Consider the following 18,903-nt stretch of genomic DNA (forward strand, 5'->3'; position numbering starts at 1 on the left):
TTGTCTGGTGCGACGGCTCGGCGTGCGCCGTCGCCCGTGACTTCTCACATCGTCGGCATGAGGCCGGGAACCGACGAGGGCGCGACCCAGATCAGAATTCCGAGTCCGACGATCGCCAGTGCCAGCGGCACATCGATGGCGGCTTTCACGGGTAGGAGTTTCTGGGTGAGAACGAGGACGGCTGCTACGGACATCCAGGTGACACTCATGACGCTTATGGCCACCACCATCAGCATCAGCCCGATGCACGACCCGACACAGTGGAGCCCGAACATCAGTCCAGACTGGACACGCTCCCGGCAGCGTCGGCGCCAGTGTCGCTTGAACGGCGAGAGCTCGAACAATCCCGCCATGATGGCGATCGCACCGGCGGCGTAGGGTCCGTGCGGTCGGTACAGTGCATAAACGGCGACGCCCACGAGTGTCCACACGGCGAGGTACGACCCGACGAACAGCGGCACGGTGTGCATGCGGCCGCCGGAGCGAAGGCGTCTCAACACCGCCGGAGCCGCGCCCGGCAGCATCATCGCCGCCATCATCGGCATCCACAGAGTGATAAAGGACGCGAACGGACCGAGCCGAGTCGCGACACCCATGTCCATGCCGTTGTTCATCTGCCAGACCGCGACGACCCAGGACACGGCGGCGAGCCCGAGCGTCGCCGTCATCGCGGCAACCGTCGCGGTCGTCGTGCTGCTCGTCCTCGCGCCAGGAGCGCTTGTGCGGCTTTCCGTCCCTACGGTGCCTGATGGCTCCATCGGCTCCTCCATCGATCGACTCGTTCGCCTCCCGTCCCTTTGTCCGGTCAGTTGCGAACAGCCGCGCTTTCCCGCTGTCCTCAGTGGACAGGACGGATTCGCGGCGCGGTCGCTAACGCGAGTCCCGCTCCGCCGCCTCGGCGAGGCGCTTGATGTTGGCCAGCCGCCGATCCCACCCGGCCGCGACCGCGGACATCCACCGCGCCGTCGCATCCAGCGCGGCCGGCCGCACCTGGTACCGAACCTCCCGTCCCACCCTCGTGGAGGACACGAGCCCGGCGGCGTCCAGGACGGCGAGGTGCTTGACGATCGCCTGCCGCGAGACGGTCAGCCCTTCGACAAGCGTGGTCGCGGTGGCTTCGCCCTTCGCGGCGAGCAGGTCGAGCAGGTTACGTCGCGTGGGGTCGGCCAGGGCGACGAGAACGCTGTCAACCGCCTCGACGGCGCCGAGACGTTCCTGAGTGTTCATCGGGCCTGTTCGGCGCGGTTCCTGACGGCCTCGAACACGTAAGGCCAGCCTTCGGTGTTGAACCGGAACGCCTCCTCGCGCAGGCCCTCGGATCCGGCCAGCGCTGCGAAGCCACTCTCGACGACGCGCAGCCGTGTCTTGTCACCTTCCGCGCTCAACGTGAACTCCACGAGGGTGCTGTTGTTCTCGTGCAGTTCCTGACCGGGGAACGCGCTGGACCAGCGGTACGCCACATACGTCGGCGGCTCGACCTTCTCCACCCGCACCGCGACCTCACCGACATTGGGGTTCTTCGTCATTGTCGACGAGCCCTCGCTGGCCACCACGCCGGCCAGGCCCGCCTCGTCACCCGCCCAGATGCTCGCCTCCTGCGACACCCAGAACCCGGGCTCCGCCACCAGCGACCACACCCGCTCCAGTGGTGCCGCGATCAGCGTGTCGCGCTCGATGCGGTCTTCACTCATCGAATGACTCCTTCGTCCGTCCTCGCCGTCATGCAACTAGAGTCTTGCATGACGGGATACCAACGCGCAACCGGCAAGTTGCGTCAAGGCGGAGGCATCGGTCGCGCTCAGCCGCTGGACTATCGGGCCAATGGCTCGCGTCGAGCACTGGAAGTGCAAACGTAAGGTTGCGCCTGCGAACTCACACGTGCAATCCTTCGGTTGCATTCGATGGATTGCTCGCCGGGACCACGAAACGGGAGAACACTCGTGACTGACACCACCGCGTCCACCGACCAGATCGGCCCTCCGCCGCCGTACGACCCAGAGCTCGCGGAGTCAGCCGCGGTATTCGCTGAGGTGATGCCGTCGCCGACAACGCCGAACCTGATCTCGGCGTTCCGTTCCGGGCCCACGGGTGTGGAGCCATCGTCGGGCGACGAGCTCAGCCGCGGCGGCGAGTTCCAGATTTTCGAACGGACGGTGCCCGGACCGGCCGGGGAATCCGACATCACCCTCCTGGTATGCCGACCGACGGGTGCCTCGGCGCCGACCCCGGCGATCTATGCCATGCACGGCGGCGGCATGATCTTAGGCGATCGACGCACAAACCTGCCTGACATGGTCGACCTCGCCGCATCGGTCGGCGCCGCGGTGATCTCCGTCGAGTATCGGCTCGCACCGGAGCATCCTCACCCCGCGCCGATCGAGGACTGCTATGCCGGTCTGGTGTGGGTCGCGGCGAACGCGACGGAGTTGAACATCGACCCAGGCCGCCTCGTCGTCGCCGGTGCGAGTAGCGGGGGCGGGCTCGCGGCGGCGGTGGCGCTCCTCGCTCGGGACCGGGGCGGTCCGGAGCTTGCGGGACAGCTGCTGCTGGCGCCGATGCTCGACGACCGCGACGACACGCCGTCGGTACGACAGATGGCGAGCCGGGACATGTGGGACCACACGTTGATGGATAGCGGTTGGACGGCCTTGCTCGGCGACGCGCGCGGAGGGCCGGACGTCTCGCCGTACGCCGCGCCCGCCAGAGCGACGGACCTGTCCGGCCTGCCGCCGGCGTTCATCTACGGGGGTTCCGTGGAGACGGTCCGCGACGAGGACGTGGCCTATGCGTCGGCCATCTGGCGGGCCGGTGGGCAGGCGGAGTTGCACGTGTGGTCCGGTGGGTTCCATGGCTTCGACCTGATGGCGCCGCAGGCGGCCGTGTCCCAGGCCGCCAAGGCGGCCCGTACATCGTGGATGCGTCGCATCGTGAAGGTCTAGCGGACCTGTGCCCGCCGTCCATCGATCGGTGGACACGGGCGTCAACGACCGGTGGACGGCGGATGGCCGCGCCGGCAGCGATGCTTCCGGCATGAAACATCTCAAGGACGACGAACTGGTTCCCGCGCTGTCCGCCGAGCTCGGCCAGGAATTGCGCGCCGCCGTGTACGCCCGGGTCGACACCGTGCTCGGCCCGGCCCGGATGCTGTCCCCGCTGGGCAACTACCTCATCGCCCGGCCGGCGGCGCGGGCCGCCGCGCACCGGATCACCGAACGCACCGACGTACCACTGGACGCGGCGATGATCCTCGGCATCACGGCGGACGCGCTGCACGTCTGGCGCGCGGACCCGATGCTGAACCGGGTCGGCGAGCACGTCGGTCAGGTCTCGCTGGACCGCATCACGGACATCACGGTGACCCCGGGACGGACCTGGCAGCAGGTCACGCTCGTGCTGGCCGAGGGGGAGAAGATCGAGGTCGAGGGCCGGGGGGCGGCGCACGCGCTGGCCGCCGCGTACCGGGAGCGCCGCGCGGGTTGATCCGTACGGCATGCTTGTCCGCGTGTCGGAGACCCTGCCCCATGTACCAGCCGAGCATGCCTGGAAACGGGGCATGATCATGCGCGACGCGTACTGCGGGATCGTCCTGGCCGGGTCGCTCGCCGCAGTGTGGAGTACGGGCGCCGGCATCGGCCGTGTCGTATCGATCGCCGCGCTGTGCGCGCTCGTCCCCTGGTACTGCCTGGTCGGGCGCCGGGCTCGCCGGGACAGCCCGGTGCCCGCCCGGACCGTCTGCTACCAGCTCGGGGTACTGGGCCTGTTGATGACCGCGCAGGTGGCTACGCTGACCAGTTCGGTGGTGTTGTTCGCGCTGGTCCCGCAGTCGTTCATGCTGCTGCCAATCGGCTGGGGCATGCTCGCGCTGGCACTGTTCAACGTGGTGCCGGTGGTCGAGGCGGTCAGCTCGCCGAGCGTCGGCGTCGTCGCGGTGGTCGGCGTGGTGGCGCTGTGCATGGCGTTTGGGGCGCAGTTCAGCTGGTGGATCCAGCGGATCATCCAGCAGAGCCGGGAGCGCGCCGACCTCATCGCGCAGCTCGTCGCCACCCGCGCGGAGCTGGCCGAGTCGGAACGGCAGGCGGGGATGCTCGCCGAGCGGCAGCGGCTGGCCATGGAGATCCACGACACGCTGGCGCAGGGTTTCACCAGCATCCTCATGTTGTTGGAGGCGGCAGAGTCGGCTCCGCCGGAGCAGGCCCGGATGCACCGGGAGCGGGCAGCGCGCGCCGCCCGGGAGAACCTGGCCGAGGCACGCGCCCTGGTCTCAGCGCAGCCGCCGACGGAGCTGGCCGGTTCCTCGCTGCCGAACGCGCTGCGTCGGCTGGTCGGCCGGCTCGGCGAGGAGACCGATGTGACGACGTCGTGGGAGCTGACCGGCGAGCCGCGGGGGCTGCACGCCGGTACGGAGGTGATCGTGCTGCGGTGCGCCCAGGAGGCATTGACGAACGTCCGGCGGCACGCGGAGGCGGCGCGGGCGGCGCTGCGCCTGCGGTACCTGCCCGGCGCGGTCCGGCTGGAGGTCTCGGACGACGGCGCGGGTTTCGACCCGACCGCCGCGGCGGGCTTCGGCCTGACCGGCATGCGTGAACGGGTCACGCATGCCGGCGGCCGCCTGGCCATCCGCAGTACACCGGGCTCCGGCACCGTGCTCACCGTGGAGGTGCCAACGTGATCCGAGTGCTGCTCGTGGACGACCACCCGGTGGTAAGGGAGGGCCTGCGCGGGATCCTCGGTGCGGAGGACGACATCGAGGTAGTGGGCGAGGCCGGGTCGGCGGCGGATGCGGTCGCAGTGGCCCGAGCCTACGAGCCGGACGTGGTGCTGATGGATCTGCGGATGCCGGATGGCGACGGGGTGCAGGCGACGCGGGACCTGCTGGCGCGAGACCCGAACTGCCGGGTGGTGGTGCTCACCACGTACGAGAATGACGCGGACATCCTGCGAGCGGTGGAGGCCGGCGCCACCGGATACCTGTTGAAGGACGCCGGCCGGAGTGAACTGACCGGAGCGATCCGCGCGGCGGCGCGCGGGAAGACGGTGCTCGCCCCGGCGGTCGCGGCGCGGCTGGTGTCCCGGATGCGTTCGCCGCTCGACCTGACCCCGCGCGAGATTGAGGTGCTGCGCCTGGTCGGCGCGGGCCGGACGAACGCGGAGATCGGCCGGGAGCTGTTAGTCAGCGAGGCGACGGTGAAGACGCACCTGCTGCGGACGTTCGGAAAGCTGGGCGTCTCGGACCGTACGGCGGCAGTCACCGCGGCGCTGCGGCGCGGCATCCTCCCCCCGTACTGACCGCGGCGAGAGGGTGGCGGAGTGCCAAGCTTCGCCGAACAGATCCACGAGCCTCGTGCTGACCGCTGGCTCACGAGACCACGCGGAATCCGATGTGGGTCGCGGCCGGGGTCACCAGGGTCCGGGTGCGTTCCAGAGCGATCGACGAGTCGAGCGTGGCGAACAGCGGGGTGCCGCCGCCCAGCAGGACCGGGATCACGTGTACGCGGATCTCGTCAACCAGGCCGAGGGGCAGTGCCTGCTGCATGACGGTTGCGCCGTGCAGGCCGACGACCTTGTCGCCCGCCGCATTCTTGGCCTGCTCGATCGCACTGGCCACGCCGTCGGTGACGAACGTGTACACCGGTGGGTACGACTCGGTCGGCTTGTGGTGGGTGACCACGAAGCACGGGATGTCGCCGAGCGGGCCACCTTCGCCCCAACCGCCGCCGCCTTCATTCTTGTTGAACGACGTGCGGCCCATCACGACCGCGCCGGCGCCGTCGATCATCTCCTGTAGGAGGGCCCGGTCGTCGTCGGTCGCCGCGTCGAACATCCAGTCGTGCAGCATTCCGGCGCCGTCGCCGAACGGGTTCTCGCGGCTGTCGTTCGGGCCGGTGACGTACCCGTCGAGCGAGATGGACATGTCGCAGATCACGAGTGCCATGGAGAGCTCCTCTCTGTGTGGCCACAAGGCTCGGCATCTGTTCAACGCGTCGAACGTGGCGTCCGCGTTTCGACAGTCGTGCGGAATCTTTCTGGGCGGCTCGCGGTGGTGCGCGTCACACGGTCGTGCTGTCACAGGGGTCGGGTCGGCGGCTTCTTCATGTCCGTCAGGACGTGCGCACGATCCGCGGCGAGAAACAACTCCAGGCAACCGTAGTAGACGGGGAACAACATGCGACAACAGCGACGTCGGTCCACGGCCATTCTCACCCTGACACTAGGCGCCGTGCTGGCCTGCGCGACATCAGGGCCCGCGGTGGCCAAGGCCGGTCCCGACCCGGTCGCGACAAGCAAGGCCGCGGACGCCCCCGCGTTTCCGGCGTTCGTGCGGCTGCCGGCCGACCAGGCGGCGCATCCGGACGCGCCGCAGGAATGGTGGTACGTGGTGGGCCACCTCAGCGCCGGCGGCCACCGGTTCGGTTACGAGGTGCAGATCGTCGCCAGCCAGGCGCCGCAGACCCTGATCGCGATCACGGATGAGACCACCGGCGCGTATTACACCCAGAGCCAGACCTACTCGCCCGACCAGACCAGCTTCTCCAGCACCACGCTCGATGTGCGCGCGCCCTCGGCCACGCTGTCCGGACCGATGGACGCGATGCGCCTGCACGCCACCCTGCCGGTCGGCGAAATCGACCTGACGCTCGACTCCCAGGGACCCGCGCTGTACAACAACGGCACCGGGCTGATGCCCTTCCTCGGCGGCACGAGCTACTACTACTCGCTGCCCAGCCTCGCGTCGAAGGGGACGCTGACCGAGAACAATCACACCTACCCGGTCACCGGCCAGTCGTGGTTGGACCGCCAGTGGGGCACCTGGGACTGGAGTACCGCGCAGAAGTGGACCTGGATGGCGCTGCAGCTGTCCGATGGCGACCGGGTGAACCTCTGGGACCTGTTCGCGCAGGGCGACGAGGTCCATTACGCGACTGTGCTGCACCCCGACGGGACTGAGGAGATCGTCGCGGTCAACCCGCTGGCCGACCGCACATCCGGCTTCTGGACCAGCCCGACCACGGCAAAGCGGTACGGCACCCGGTGGGCGGTCAGCATCCCGGCGTTGAACGCCAGCCTCACCGTCGTCGCCCGGCCGCAGGGCCAGGAGATCCAGGCCGACGGTGGCATTTTCGAGGGCGCGAGCAGCGTCACCGGGCAGTACCGCGGCAAGCCGGTGACCGGGCAGGCATACGTCGAACAGCTCGGCGACTGGCGGTAGCGGCCAAGAGGCGAAACCATCCGGAATCCGGCCCGTGGGTCTGTCGGTGCGACCGCACCGGCAGACCCCGTCCGAGAAACGAGCGTGTGCCGCGCGCCAGACGCCGGATGGTTCGCCGCTATTGGCCCGATAACGCGGCGAAAAGGGAAAACCGGGTGGGTGGCGGTTACGGATCGGGCCTCGTCCGGCTACGAAGAATGGTAGTAGCCTGCCGGAATGCGTCGAGCCCCAAGGACCCTGGTGACACGCCGTATCCTGGCGGGTGTTCTGGCCACGATGGTGGGCGCCGTGCTGGTGGTGGCCGGACCGGTTCCGGCCTCTGCCGGGCCTGCCGGATCTGACGGCGGCACCAGCGCCACCCTGCAGAAGCAACTGGACGCGGCATCCCGCGGCTACAACGACGCGCAAGGGCGCCTGACCGCGGCGAAAAGCCACCAAGCCCAACTCGAGACGCAGATTCAGGCAACCAAGGCACAATTGACCGCGCTGACCACACAGGTGCAGGCCACCGCGGTCGCCGTCTACAAGACCGGGCGACTGAGCAGCCTCGGTGTCCTGTTGGGCTCCGCGTCGACCAGCGACTTCCTCGACCGGGCGACCAGCGTGCAGGCCCAGATCCGCCGGGACGACGGAGCCCTGCGCCAACTGCATGCGGTAGCGGCGCAGTACGACCGGCAACAGGCTGCCATCACCACAGAAATCACCGCGCAGCAGACCCAGTTGGCCATCATGGACAAACAGAAGAAAGATGCCGAGGCGGCGCTGAAGGCGGCAGGTGGGGGAGACGCGACCGCCGGTCCCTCCGGTGGCGCCGCGTCCGCCACCCCGGCGCCTCGCAATGCCGACGGCAGCTGGCCCAAGGAATCCTGTTCGATCGACGACCCCACCACCTCGGGCTGCATCACGCCGCGCATGTTGCATGCTCTGCAGGAGGTGAAGAAGGCGGGATTCACCCACTACGTCTCGTGCCACCGTGACGGCGGGTCGGGCGAGCACCCGCTGGGGCGGGCATGCGACTTCTCCGCCAACGCCACCACCTTCGTCGACGCCAAGGCGACCGGGGCGGACAAGGCGTACGGTGACCGGCTGGCCGCCTGGTTGCTCGCCAACGCCGACCGGCTCGCCGTGCTCTACGTGATTTGGTACAAGCGCATCTGGCTGCCGGGTAGCGGATGGCGTGCCTACCAGGGTGATGGAACTCCGGCCGGCGATCACTACAACCACGTCCACCTGTCCGTGCAGTAACCCGCGGCCGTCCAGGCTTGAGAGCGATGGGTCGCGGAGACCCGGGCGCCGTGTGACCGGTGGTGAGCGCCCCCTGGCGGTCTGTGTCGAACCTCGGCTACAGTCACTCTCCTCGATCTCTTGGATGCCGGGAGCGATCATGAGATTTCGGTGGAGCCGTCGTGCACGTCGACTGGTGTCGGCCACACTTGCCGCGGTACTCGCCACACTCGGTGTTGTCATGGTCGCCGCCCCGGCCTGGGCCGACGGGAAGAGGGACTTCAACGGCGACGGGCGTGGTGACCTGCTCGCGCTGTTCGACTACGGCAATGGCGACACGGGGCTGTGGGTGTTCCCCGGCGCGCCGAACCGGCCGGACGGGCAGCCCGGGCAGATCGGGGCCTACGAGGCGTGGGAGACCGGGCCCGGCAACTACTGGATCAGCGCGACGAAGAATGTCGCCGGTGACTTCAACGGCGACGGGCGCACCGACATCATGAGCCTGTACGACTACGGCAACGGCGCCGCGGGGCTGTTCGTCATTCCCGGCACGGGCGGCTCCGGACCGACCGCGACGGACGCGTACCGCGTCTGGTACACCCCGCCGGGCAACTTCTGGCTCAGCGACGTGAAGGTGGCCGCGGGCGACGTCAACGGCGATGGCAAGGACGACCTGATCGCCGTGTACCACTATCCCGACGACACCATGGGGGTCTGGGTGTTCCCGGGCACCGCGAGCGTCGGCGACGGCTCGAGCGAGCCCTACGAGAGCTGGCAGTCGCTCAGGGGCTGGTACCCGCCCTCGGAGGTGTGGGGGTTCACCGCCGGCGACATCAACGGCGACGGCCGCGACGAACTCGTCGGGTTGACGGACTACACCAACTCGCTCTCCATCATTTGGGTCTGGCCCAACCACCCGTCCGGGGGACCGAGCGAGCCGTACCAGATCTACTGGGACCCGAACTGGGAGCCGAATGTCGGCCAGCCTGCCCAGTTGACGACGTTCAACCAGAACAACGACGGCATGGACGACATCGCGGTGGTCAGCAATGCCGAGATCAGGATATTCAACGGTACCGACAAGCGAATCTACGGGTACTCGACGCCGTGGGTGGTCCCGCTCGAGTACCCCAGCGACAGCGCTGTGCTCACCCGGTCGGTCATCACCTCCGCCGACATCGACGGCGATGGCGAGGGTGAACTCATCGGCATGCTCGACAACGGCGGTACGGTCATGTGGGTGCTGGCCAGCTCGCCGGTCAGACTCCTCAACTGGGACCTGGTTCCGGTCTGGTCGGCCATCCCAGGCGACTTCCCGATGAGCCGCACCAAGGTCGCCCGCTGAGCGGTCGGCGCGCGCCAGTCACCGTCGCCGGTCACAGTGAAGGCGTCCTGGCCGCCATCATGCACACGTCCGTCCGGCCGTCAGCCGGTCGTCAACGAAACGCCAACGAACTCCGGGACCATCCAGCACCGGCCCGGTACGTGAGCCGGTGGCCGACCGATGAGCCGCCAGGCGAATCGGCGGATAGAGAGAGGCGTTCGGATGGCGAGAAAGGTCGAGAAGATACCGCAGCTGTCACCCGGCAGCGGTGTCAACCTCGGGCTGCTGGCGATGGCCGCCGACATCCCGGGCGAGCGGGTCAGCGCGGAGATGATGGCCGACGCCGCCGAGGACCTGACGGCGCACGGGTACATCGCGGAGGCGTTGGACTGGTTCGCCCGGATCGTTGAGGGCGGGGAACCCGAGCTGGCGCCACACGCCGCGCTGCGCATCGGCACGTTGCTCGTCGACGAGGACATGGACGCGGCACAGGCGGCGTTGCGTCACGCGGCCGATCACGGCCGGGGGCAGGTCACCACGGTAGCGGCCGGAAACATCCGGGCGCTCGCCCAGCATGGGGTGGCGCCGCGACCGGTACCGGCGACGGCCGAGGAGGTGGTCGGGCGGGCGGCGATCGGTCGGGGACGGATCTGGCTCGCCCAGGGCGAACCCGGCCCGGCCGCCGCGGCGTTCGAACAGGCGACGACCTGCCGTGTACCGGAGGTGTCCGTCGGTGGTCTTTACCACCTGGGTTCCGTCCGAGCCCTGCAGGGCGACCAGGACGGTGCGCGCGAGTCCCTGGAACGGGCCATGGCGTCCGGGCACCCGCGGTTCGCGCCGATGGCGGCGTTCGACCTGTCCTCCGTCCTTCTGGCCGGGGGCGAGGTGGACCGCGCGGTCGACCTGCTGCGCCGGGCGCGGGCCGGGCAGGGCTGGGCGGCCGACATGGCCGGCGTGAACCTCGGCCTGGTGCTCGCCCGCCAGCAGGGTGAGGTCGAGGCCGGCGTGCTCGAGCTGCGCCGGGTGGCGGCCGGAGCCGAGCCGCGGGTAGCGGCCTACGCGCTGTTCAACCTCGGCGCGCTGCTGGAGGACGGCGGCGAGCTGGCCGGCGCACGGGATGCCTACGAGGGCGCGATGGCGTTGAACGAGCCGGAGCACAGCGGCAAGTCCGCGGTGAATCTCGGCATCATGCTGTACCGGCAGGGCGACCTCGTGGCCGCCGGTCGGGCCTGGCGGGTCGCGGCGGAGCGGGGCGGCCCGGACGACCGGGCCAAGGCCCGGCGCATGCTCGACGAACTGGCCGGACTGGGCGACCTGGACGAACTCCAGTCTGTGATCAAGCACATGGACCTGACCGACCCGGAGGTCGTCGCCATAGGCGCGCTGGAGGCGGGGCGGCGCTTCCTGGAACAACAGGATCTCGGCGGAGCCCTGGGCGCCTTCGAGAAAGCGATGGGCACCGGGCACCCGAGGCATGCCGCGCAGGCCGCCGCCCAGATCGCGCTGATGTTCTGGTACCAGCACGGCATGGCCGGGGCGGAGACCGCGGTCGCCCGACTCGGCGAGGTCGGATTCCCCGGCCTGGTTCCCCGCGCGTGGGTACTCTTCGGCGCGATTCTGGTGCGCACGGGCAGCTTCGATCAGGCCGGGGCGGCCTGGCGTCGGGTACCGGAATCGGCCGCCGACGCACAGCCGCTCGCTGCGTGCGCGCTGTGGATCCTGCACGGCGATCTGGCCAACGCCGAGGCGGCCTTCCGGCACGCGCTGACTCACGCGGCCGATTTCACGGAAGACATCGTCTCGACGGCGTTGGATCTCGGCGACGTACAGGCGAAGAACGGCAACCGGGCCGCGGCGCACCACGCCTACCGGATCGGCCTGCGGCTGGCCGAGCTGACCGGCGTACCCGAGCTTGTCACGCAGGCCCGCGAGGCACTCGGAAAGCTCTAACAACCGGCCAGCTCGTACGCGACCTCGTCGGCCTCCGGCCGGCCCAGTTCGGTGTAGAGGGTCAGCGCCCGGCGCCACGGTACCTGCGCGGCGGCCGGGCCCTGGACATGGGCGAGCGCGTGACCCATCATGTACAGCACCTCGGCCTCGGCCACCCGTATCCCACCCCGCTGTACCAACGGGAGCGCGCGACGGTACTCGACCAGAGCCGCGTCGAACTCGCCCAGCTGCCGCAGCGCGTTGCCCAGGTTGATCAGCGCCTGCCCCTCGATCTGCGGGGCGGCCAGGCGGGCCGAGCACTCGACCGCGCGGCGGGCATCGGCCATCGCGTCATGTGGCCGGCCCTGATCCAGGCGTACGCAACTCAGCTTCGACAGTACCTGTGCCTCCCGGTAGCGCAGCTCGTGTTGTTGAGCCAGTGACAGGCTGCGCAGCAGGCAGTCGACCGCGTCCTGGTGTTCCCCGGCCCGCCAGTGAATGCCGGCGAGGCTCAGCAGCGCCGCCGTCATGTCCTCCGGGCTCTGCAACCGTTCCGCGATCGTCACCAGGTCCCGGCCGGCCCGGGCGGCGTCCTGGTGTTGGCTCAGGCTGCTGTAGGCCAGACTCCGGTACCGGAGCATGCGAAGCTCGGCGCGCGCGTCGCCGGTGGCCCGCGCCGCGTCGACGCCCAGTTCCCCGAGGCTCACCGCCTCCTGCCAAAGCTCGTTGCGTTCGGTGAGCGGCCACTGCGCATGGACCAGCTGCCAGGCGCGCTCGTGCAGCCCGTACTCGGCGACCACCCGGATCACCGCACGGAGGGTCTCCTGTTCGGTATCGAGCCAGCCGTCCGCGTCCGCGGGCGTGGCGAATTCCAGCGGTACGGGGGGAACGTGCTCGACGCGATACTCCGGCATGGGCAGGTCCGGCGAGACCGCGCGCTCCGCCGTACTGATGGTCAGCAGGCAGCAGTCGGCCAGGCGGGCCAGCGCGGCACGGCGTTCGGTCGCGGGCTCGTCCTCGATGGAGCGCTCCATGGCGTGGTGGGCCACCAGATCGTGCATCCCGTACCGGCCGGATGCCCCGCGCTGGACCAGATGTACCGCGGCCAGAGCGCCCAGCACGGATTCCGCTTCGGCGGGCGAGCAGCCGGCCAGCGCGGCCACCAGATAGGGCGGCAGGCTCGCGCCGGGAAGCAGACCCATCAACCGGAACACCCGCGCGGACGGCGGCGACAACGTCTGGTAGCTCAACAGCAGTGCCGAGCGGACACTCGTGTCGCCGTCCTCAGTGGACAGTCTGTCGAGGTGCAGGCGCTGATCGTCGAGCGCGCTGACGAGTTGCGCGATCGGCCGGCCGGGAACGGAGTTCGCTCGGGCCGCGAGGATCCGCAGAGCCAGGGGGAGCCGTCCGGCCAGGTCGACCAGCCGCACGCAGGCACGTGGCTCGGCGGCACAGCGCTGTGGCCCGATCAGCCTGGCGAGCAGCTCCACGCCGGCTGCCTGGTCGAGGGTGTCGAGGGTGAACTGCACAGCCCCGTCGCGTGCGACCAGCCCGTCCAACTGGCGGCGGCTGGTGACCAGCGTGAAACACCCCGACGAGCCGGGAAGCAGCGGCCGGACCTGCGCGGAGGAGCTGGCATTGTCCAGCAGGATCAGCATCTTCTTGCCGGCCAGCCGGGAACGGTACAACGCCGTCCGTTCGGCCGTGTCCACCGGTACCTGACGTGCCGGTACCCCCAACGCGCGCAACAGGATGCCCAGTGCCGCGTGCGCGTTGCGCGGCTCGGCCTCGGCAAAGCCCTGCAAATCAAGAAAGAGCTGCCCGTCGGGGAACAGCGCCGCGAGCCGGTGCGCGGCGTGGACCGCCAATGCTGTCTTGCCAACTCCGCCCGGCCCGACGATCGCCGACACCCGGGCCGCGTCGGGCGATCCCGTCCGCTCGCCCGATACCAGCAGCGCCGCGAACTCGACCTGGTGCCCGGTGAAATGCGACACGTCGGGTGGTAGTTGCGCCGGTACGGGCGCGTTGCCGGACGCCGCGGGAGGCTCGGCGGCCGGACCGTCGACCGTGACCGGCCGGGGGCTCGACGGCGCGGCGGTCGAATTCAGGACGGCCTGGAAAGCCGAAGCCAGATCCGGCCCGGGATCCACGCCGAGATCCTCGGCGAGCCGCCGCCGGGTGCGGTTGTACCAATCGATCGCGTCGGCCTGCCGACCTGCCCGGGCCAGAGCCGTCATCAGCCGGCTGACCAACCCTTCCCGCAGCGGGTACGCGACCGCCAGCTCGGTGAGGTCGCCGAGCAACTGCTGGCTGTGGCCCAGTCGCAGGGCGGCATCCGCGTACTGCTCCATCGCGAGCTGGCGGGCCTCGGCCAGCGTCGCGCCCAACTCCTCCGCCCGCGGTTGGCCGACGAGGGCCGGTCCCCGCCACAGGGCGAGCGCCTGGGACAGCAGCTCGGCGGCCTCCGGGTCGGCCGCCGGCCTGGCCTCGCGCACCAGGCGCAGGAAACGATGTGCGTCGACCAGCTCGGGATCGGCGTACAACACGTACCCCGGCGAGCGCGTGTCGACGGCCACCCCCGCCTGTTCGGCACCGGCGTCAAGCAAGATGCGACGGATCCGGGAGAGGTGCCCCTGCACGACATTGCGCGCCCGCGGCGGCGGTTCCGCGCCCCAGATCAGCTCGATCAATCGATCGATCGGTACCGGTTGGTTCACCTCGAGCAGCAAGGCCGCCAGAATGGTCCGTCGCTTGACCGAGCCAAGGTCGACCGGCCGGCCGGCAACCCACACCTCGACCGGACCGAGCAGTCGAAACTCCATCTCGCCCCCGTCCGACCTCTTCCCGCGACGATGCCAGCATCCGGAAAGAGGAAAAGGCTACCGGATGGCTCCGCTCGGGACAAAACACCGCATCAGCGGATCGTCAACAAATCACCAGCAGCAGCGCCGATCCTCCGAAACCGCTGCGCGTCAGGCGCGGTCCGGACTGCCGGCCCATCGACCGAGCGTCCGAAGTGCTGTCTGTATATGTAGGAGGAACACGTTGTCGACGTACGGCTCGCCGCAGGACGGCGGTCAGAATCCGTACCACAACCCGGGTCCGCCCGGGTACCCGCCGATGGCCACGCCGCCGATGGCCGCGCCGCCTGAGAAGCGGAACCGGAAGCCACTCATCATCGGCATCGTCATCGGCGTGTTGGTTCTGTGCTGCGGCGGCGGCACGGTCGCGGCGCTGGTGAACAAGTCCGACACGTCGTCGCAGGCCGGCGGCACCAGCGCCGACTCATCACCGAGCCAGGGCGACGCGGCCAAGCCGAGTCCGACCGACGAAACGATCCATGGTGACCTGGACAAGCTCAACAAGGGCGACTGCCTGGTCTACTACGGCAGCCTCGTGGTGAAGGCGAGTTGCGACACCAAGGGCGCGCTCAAGGTACTGCTCAAGGTCAAGGGGACAACGAGCGAGGACGCCTGCGCCGACACGGACTACACCGAGACCCTGTACGAAGACGATCCACTGGTCAACTCCGAGGACTTCGTCCTGTGTGTTGAGTCGCTCTCCTGAGCAGCGACCGCCACAGAGACGGGTGGGGGGTGCGGGGCTGCCGGAATGGCGCCCCGCACCCCCGGTCCGAGCCGGACTCCTGGGACCACCGGCAGGGGACTGTCAATTCGCGGGTGCCGGCTCGGTGGGCCGCGGCGTGAAGAAGCGAACGAGGTCGTCGGCCGCGGTGGGGGACAGCATCATCGCCTGGACTCGTGCGGACATGTCGGCGATCGGGTGAGTTCTGGTGAACATCGCCTCTTCGTACCTCCGGATCGCCGCGTCCGGGTCGGCGGGGTTGGTGGCGAGTTCGGCGGCGAGTTCGGCGGCGTCGAGCATGGCTTGGTTGGCGCCCTCGCCTACCGGCGGCATGAGGTGCGCGGCGTCGCCGATAAGGGTGATGCCCGGCCGGTGGGCCCAGCGTGTGCCGGTGGGCATCGCCTCGATCCTGCGTGGGATTGGCGCGCTGTCGCCGGCTTCGATGAGTGCGGTGAGGTTGGGGTCCCAGCCGTCGAACATGTCCAGCAGGGTGCGCTTGCTGCGGTAGGTGTCGAGGTCGCGGTCCTCTGCGCGCAACGAGATTCCGACTCGGATGCTGCCGTCGCCGAGGCGTTGCGCCGCAAGGATCTGGTTCACGCCGATGCACCACAGGTTTCCGGGGCCGACCAACTCGGCGAGGTCCGGGTGGCGCCGGTCGGCGTCGCCGATGCTCAGCTCTACCAAGGTGGCCACGTGGGACAGTGCCGCGTCGGTGAGCAGCGACCGGACGACCGAGCGTGCGCCGTCCGCGCCGATGAGGACGTCGCAGTCGGCGCTGTGGCCGCCATCGAACGCCAGCCCGAAGCCTCCGTCGGGTCGTGGCGTCGCCGCGACGAGCCTGTGCCGCCAGGCCACCGCGTCGCCGGGGAGTGAATCGAGCAGAAGATCACGCAGTACGCTCCGATCGATCTCGGGGCGTCCGGAGAATGAACCGGGTTGTGGCTTGTGGTGCACGAGGGTGCGTCCGGCCGGGTCGAGGATGCGAAGTTCCTCGCCCTCCGGCCGCGCCTCGGATCGAAACCGGCCGGTGAGGCCCGCGTCGGCCAGGGCCTGTTGCCCGGACTCCGGGTGCAGGTCGAGCATTCCGCCCTGCGATCGCGTGGATCGGCTCGCCTCGCGTTCGTACACCACGGCGTCGATGCCGTGCCGGTGCAGGATTCGGGCCAGCGTCAGGCCGCCGAGGCCACCCCCGGCGATCGCGATTCGCATCATCATCTCCGTTACCGTACGCTGTAGCTTATGGATACGCCGTACGGTAGCGCACCGCTGCCCGTCTGGGAACGGCCCGAGCCTCAATCGCGGGCGGCGCCGGTGCCGCTGAGTCGCGCGAAGATCGCCGCCACGGCGATCCGGCTCGCCGACGCACACGGCCTCGACGGGCTGTCGGTACGCAAGCTCGCCAAAGAGCTCGGTGTCGGTCCGATGCGGCTCTACGACTACGTGATCAACAGGTCCGAACTGCTCGATCTGATGGTGGACGCCGTCTATGCCCAGATCGCCGAGGCCAGTCGCCACTCCGAGTGGCGCGCCACGGTCCTGGCCATCGTTCACCGGACCCGCGATGCCGCCCTTGAGCATGAGTGGTTCTCCGACCTGCTCGGCGGAAGGCCACACCTGGGACCCCACGCGCTCGCCGTCGGCGAATCGACCGCGGCGGCGCTCAGCCAGGCTCCCGGCGTACGCGGCATCGACGACCTCCAGCGGGCCCTGGGCGCCCTCAACGGCTTCATCATCGGGGCGCTCCGCAGAGAGGTCACCGAGCGGCGCACCGCCCGTTCTACCGGCACCGACGTGGCCGCCTGGCAGTCCGCGCTCGGGCCCTACGTGACACGCATGCTCGAAACGGGCCGCTACCCAACCGTCGCCCGGCTCGTCATCGACGGCGCCCACCTCAACGCCGAGGAAACCTTCCACCACAACCTGATCACCGTCCTGGACGGCATCACCGGCCATCCCCACACGTGACCTGCTGCTCGCGGGCCAGTACCGCCGCTGGGGGTGACGAGAATGGGATCGCCGGGAACACGGTCCACGAAACAGACCGGCGAGCCGCGCCCGCCGACCGGATGGCCGGGGGGCGCGGCGTCTCGCGCGTGCGGTACTACATGCTGATGTTGCTTTGCGGGCCGGCGTACGTCTTCACCAGGTTGGGTACGTTGGCGGCCGGGTCGAGGGTGTACGAGTAGAAGCTGCTCGGGTTGAACGCCGACCCGTTCGTGGTGTGCGAGCCGGTGCAGTTCACCAGGATGCTGCCGGACTGCTTGAGCTGGGCTCCGGTGTCGGTCTCGTAGTAGTACGGGTTGTTGACGTTCTCGAAGTAGCTGTTCTCCAGCACCATCTTCGTGGCGCCCCGCGAGTAGTTGCCGTAGCTGCTGACGTTCTGCAGGAGGTTGTCGTAGAGGTGGGCGTAGGCGAGGTTGTCGGCGCTCGGGTTGCGCTGGTTGGTGTCGTGGATCCAGTTGTGGTGGATGGTCATCCGGGCGGTGACGTTGTCGGTCCAGCCGATGCCGAAGGTCTTGTTGTGGTTGGACATGATGGTCCAGGACACGGTCACGTCGGTGGTGTCCTTGCGGCTATCGATCATGCCGTCGTTGGTCTGGACGAAGTTGTCGTGGTCGATCCAGACGTGGTTGGCGGTGTCCATCTGGATGCCGTCGTAGTCGTAGACCTTGTCGTCCGGGTCGTCGTCGGGCATCGCGGTGTAGCCGATGGTGAGGTTGCGGATGATGACGTTGTGCACGCCGACGTTGAGGAAGATGCCACCGTTCTTGATGACACCGGTGGTACCGAGGCCGATGAGCGTCTTGTTGGACGTCACCGGGATCTCGTAGCCGTAGGTGGGTACGGTGATGGTCCCGCTGATGTGGATGATGTAGGCGCTGCTGGACGTCGCGTACTTGAGCAGGTCGGCGTAGGTCGTCACGGTGACCGAGGTGCCGCCGGCCCCGCCCGTGGTGCCGCCCTCGGTACTCGCGAACCCGTCCGCCACGTTGGACCAGGTCCGACCGCCGCCGGAGGTCGGCGACGAGGTGGCTCCGGCGACGTAGTTGAACGACCACTGCATGCGTGAGATGTCGGAGCAGGTCTCCTGGACGATCGGGTTGTTGCCGGCCGTGGAGCCGTCCTTGTCGCTCAGGCACAGGCCCGACGACACGCTCTTCACGAGGTACTTGCCGGACGCTGCCGAGGACGCGGTGAACGTCCACTGCTGGTTGGTACTGGTGCCGCAGGTGTACTGCCACAACTGGGCGCCGGACGTGGTGGTCGCGCTGGGGACGTCGACGCACCTGCCGCTGTTGGTGTTGATGAGGTTGTACGCGCTGCCCTGCGCCGCGACCCGGAACTGCTGGTGGGTTGCGGCGCTGTCGCAGGCGGTCTGGATCAGTAGGGCGCTGTTGCCGGTCGAGGCGCCGGTGACGTCGACGCACTTGCCGCTGGCGCCACTGGCCAGGGTGTAGACGCCATTGGTGACGGGCGCGGTGGCCGCCTCCGAAGGCAACACCGCCAGTGCCAGGACGACGGCAGGCGCGGGCACCGTGGCGGCGATCAGGAGGGCAAGCCTGCGGCCTCGTAGCTTGGGAACCATTGTTGTCATCTCTCCATGGAGTAGTGGTTGGGGCACCCGGACGGCTGC

At 69.2% G+C, this 18,903-nt stretch carries 17 protein-coding genes; 10 read left to right on the forward strand and 7 right to left on the reverse strand.

What is annotated here, in order from left to right; translation table 11 throughout:
* Window positions 1-44 precede the first annotated feature (44 nt).
* From Raf01_RS24615 to Raf01_RS24625, 3 genes are all read right to left on the reverse strand, one after another.
* Complete coding sequence (locus Raf01_RS24615) at window positions 45-668, reverse strand: copper chaperone (protein ID WP_203920364.1); 624 nt, start codon at window positions 666-668, stop codon at window positions 45-47.
* Between the two features lie 202 nt (window positions 669-870).
* Entirely contained in the window at window positions 871-1,227 is a 357-nt protein-coding gene (locus Raf01_RS24620; RefSeq protein WP_203920365.1) for an ArsR/SmtB family transcription factor, read from the reverse strand.
* The gene (locus Raf01_RS24625) at window positions 1,224-1,691 is read right to left on the reverse strand and encodes an SRPBCC domain-containing protein (RefSeq protein ID WP_203920366.1); all 468 of its coding nucleotides are present in this window, start codon (window positions 1,689-1,691) and stop codon (window positions 1,224-1,226) included. The genes Raf01_RS24620 and Raf01_RS24625 overlap by 4 nt, the downstream gene beginning before the upstream one ends.
* Before the next feature lie 249 nt (window positions 1,692-1,940).
* On the opposite strand from Raf01_RS24625, the gene Raf01_RS24630 reads away from it, so the two are divergent.
* From Raf01_RS24630 to Raf01_RS24645, 4 genes are all read left to right on the forward strand, one after another.
* Window positions 1,941-2,939, forward strand: coding sequence for an alpha/beta hydrolase (locus Raf01_RS24630; RefSeq protein WP_239133872.1), 999 nt, complete (start codon window positions 1,941-1,943; stop codon window positions 2,937-2,939).
* Between the two features lie 91 nt (window positions 2,940-3,030).
* Window positions 3,031-3,480 carry a hypothetical protein gene (locus Raf01_RS24635; protein ID WP_203920367.1) on the forward strand — a complete coding sequence of 150 codons (450 nt, stop codon included), beginning with the start codon at window positions 3,031-3,033 and terminating at the stop codon, window positions 3,478-3,480.
* A 22-nt stretch (window positions 3,481-3,502) separates the two neighbouring features.
* A complete protein-coding gene (locus Raf01_RS24640; RefSeq protein ID WP_203920368.1) occupies window positions 3,503-4,669 on the forward strand; it encodes a sensor histidine kinase in 1,167 nt (388 codons plus the stop codon).
* A complete protein-coding gene (locus tag Raf01_RS24645; RefSeq protein WP_203920369.1) occupies window positions 4,666-5,286 on the forward strand; it encodes a response regulator in 621 nt (206 codons plus the stop codon). The genes Raf01_RS24640 and Raf01_RS24645 overlap by 4 nt, the downstream gene beginning before the upstream one ends.
* A 70-nt stretch (window positions 5,287-5,356) precedes the next feature.
* On the opposite strand, the gene Raf01_RS24650 is transcribed toward Raf01_RS24645, so the two are convergent.
* Window positions 5,357-5,932: a dihydrofolate reductase family protein gene (locus Raf01_RS24650; protein ID WP_203920370.1), complete on the reverse strand. Its 576-nt coding sequence runs from the start codon at window positions 5,930-5,932 to the stop codon at window positions 5,357-5,359.
* Between the two features lie 315 nt (window positions 5,933-6,247).
* On the opposite strand from Raf01_RS24650, the gene Raf01_RS24655 reads away from it, so the two are divergent.
* From Raf01_RS24655 to Raf01_RS24670, 4 genes are all read left to right on the forward strand, one after another.
* Window positions 6,248-7,207 (forward strand): lipocalin-like domain-containing protein, encoded by a 960-nt coding sequence (locus tag Raf01_RS24655; RefSeq protein WP_203920371.1) that lies wholly within the window; start codon window positions 6,248-6,250, stop codon window positions 7,205-7,207.
* Between the two features lie 240 nt (window positions 7,208-7,447).
* Window positions 7,448-8,452: a coiled-coil domain-containing protein gene (locus Raf01_RS24660; RefSeq protein ID WP_239133873.1), complete on the forward strand. Its 1,005-nt coding sequence runs from the start codon at window positions 7,448-7,450 to the stop codon at window positions 8,450-8,452.
* Between the two features lie 175 nt (window positions 8,453-8,627).
* Window positions 8,628-9,776 (forward strand): FG-GAP repeat domain-containing protein, encoded by a 1,149-nt coding sequence (locus Raf01_RS24665; RefSeq protein WP_203920373.1) that lies wholly within the window; start codon window positions 8,628-8,630, stop codon window positions 9,774-9,776.
* Between the two features lie 201 nt (window positions 9,777-9,977).
* Window positions 9,978-11,705, forward strand: coding sequence for a hypothetical protein (locus Raf01_RS24670; RefSeq protein WP_203920374.1), 1,728 nt, complete (start codon window positions 9,978-9,980; stop codon window positions 11,703-11,705).
* On the opposite strand, the gene Raf01_RS24675 is transcribed toward Raf01_RS24670, so the two are convergent.
* A complete protein-coding gene (locus Raf01_RS24675) occupies window positions 11,702-14,506 on the reverse strand; it encodes an AfsR/SARP family transcriptional regulator (protein ID WP_203920375.1) in 2,805 nt (934 codons plus the stop codon). The two genes, Raf01_RS24670 and Raf01_RS24675, sit on opposite strands and share 4 nt — an antisense overlap.
* A gap of 223 nt (window positions 14,507-14,729) precedes the next feature.
* Here Raf01_RS24675 and Raf01_RS24680 point away from each other — a divergent pair, with 223 nt between their 5' ends.
* Window positions 14,730-15,251, forward strand: coding sequence for an LppU/SCO3897 family protein (locus Raf01_RS24680; RefSeq protein WP_203920376.1), 522 nt, complete (start codon window positions 14,730-14,732; stop codon window positions 15,249-15,251).
* A gap of 102 nt (window positions 15,252-15,353) precedes the next feature.
* On the opposite strand, the gene Raf01_RS24685 is transcribed toward Raf01_RS24680, so the two are convergent.
* A complete protein-coding gene (locus Raf01_RS24685; protein ID WP_239133874.1) occupies window positions 15,354-16,484 on the reverse strand; it encodes an FAD-dependent oxidoreductase in 1,131 nt (376 codons plus the stop codon).
* A gap of 24 nt (window positions 16,485-16,508) precedes the next feature.
* Here Raf01_RS24685 and Raf01_RS24690 point away from each other — a divergent pair, with 24 nt between their 5' ends.
* Window positions 16,509-17,234: a TetR/AcrR family transcriptional regulator gene (locus Raf01_RS24690; RefSeq protein WP_203920377.1), complete on the forward strand. Its 726-nt coding sequence runs from the start codon at window positions 16,509-16,511 to the stop codon at window positions 17,232-17,234.
* Window positions 17,235-17,370: 136 nt separating this feature from the next.
* Here Raf01_RS24690 and Raf01_RS24695 read toward each other — a convergent pair whose 3' ends face one another.
* On the reverse strand, window positions 17,371-18,864 hold the full coding sequence (locus Raf01_RS24695; RefSeq protein WP_239133875.1) for an RICIN domain-containing protein: 1,494 nt from the start codon (window positions 18,862-18,864) through the stop codon (window positions 17,371-17,373).
* Window positions 18,865-18,903: the final 39 nt, after the last annotated feature.

Origin of the sequence: Rugosimonospora africana (assembly GCF_016862975.1) — a bacterium.
In the GTDB taxonomy this organism is placed as follows: Bacteria; Actinomycetota; Actinomycetes; order Mycobacteriales; family Micromonosporaceae; genus Rugosimonospora; species Rugosimonospora africana.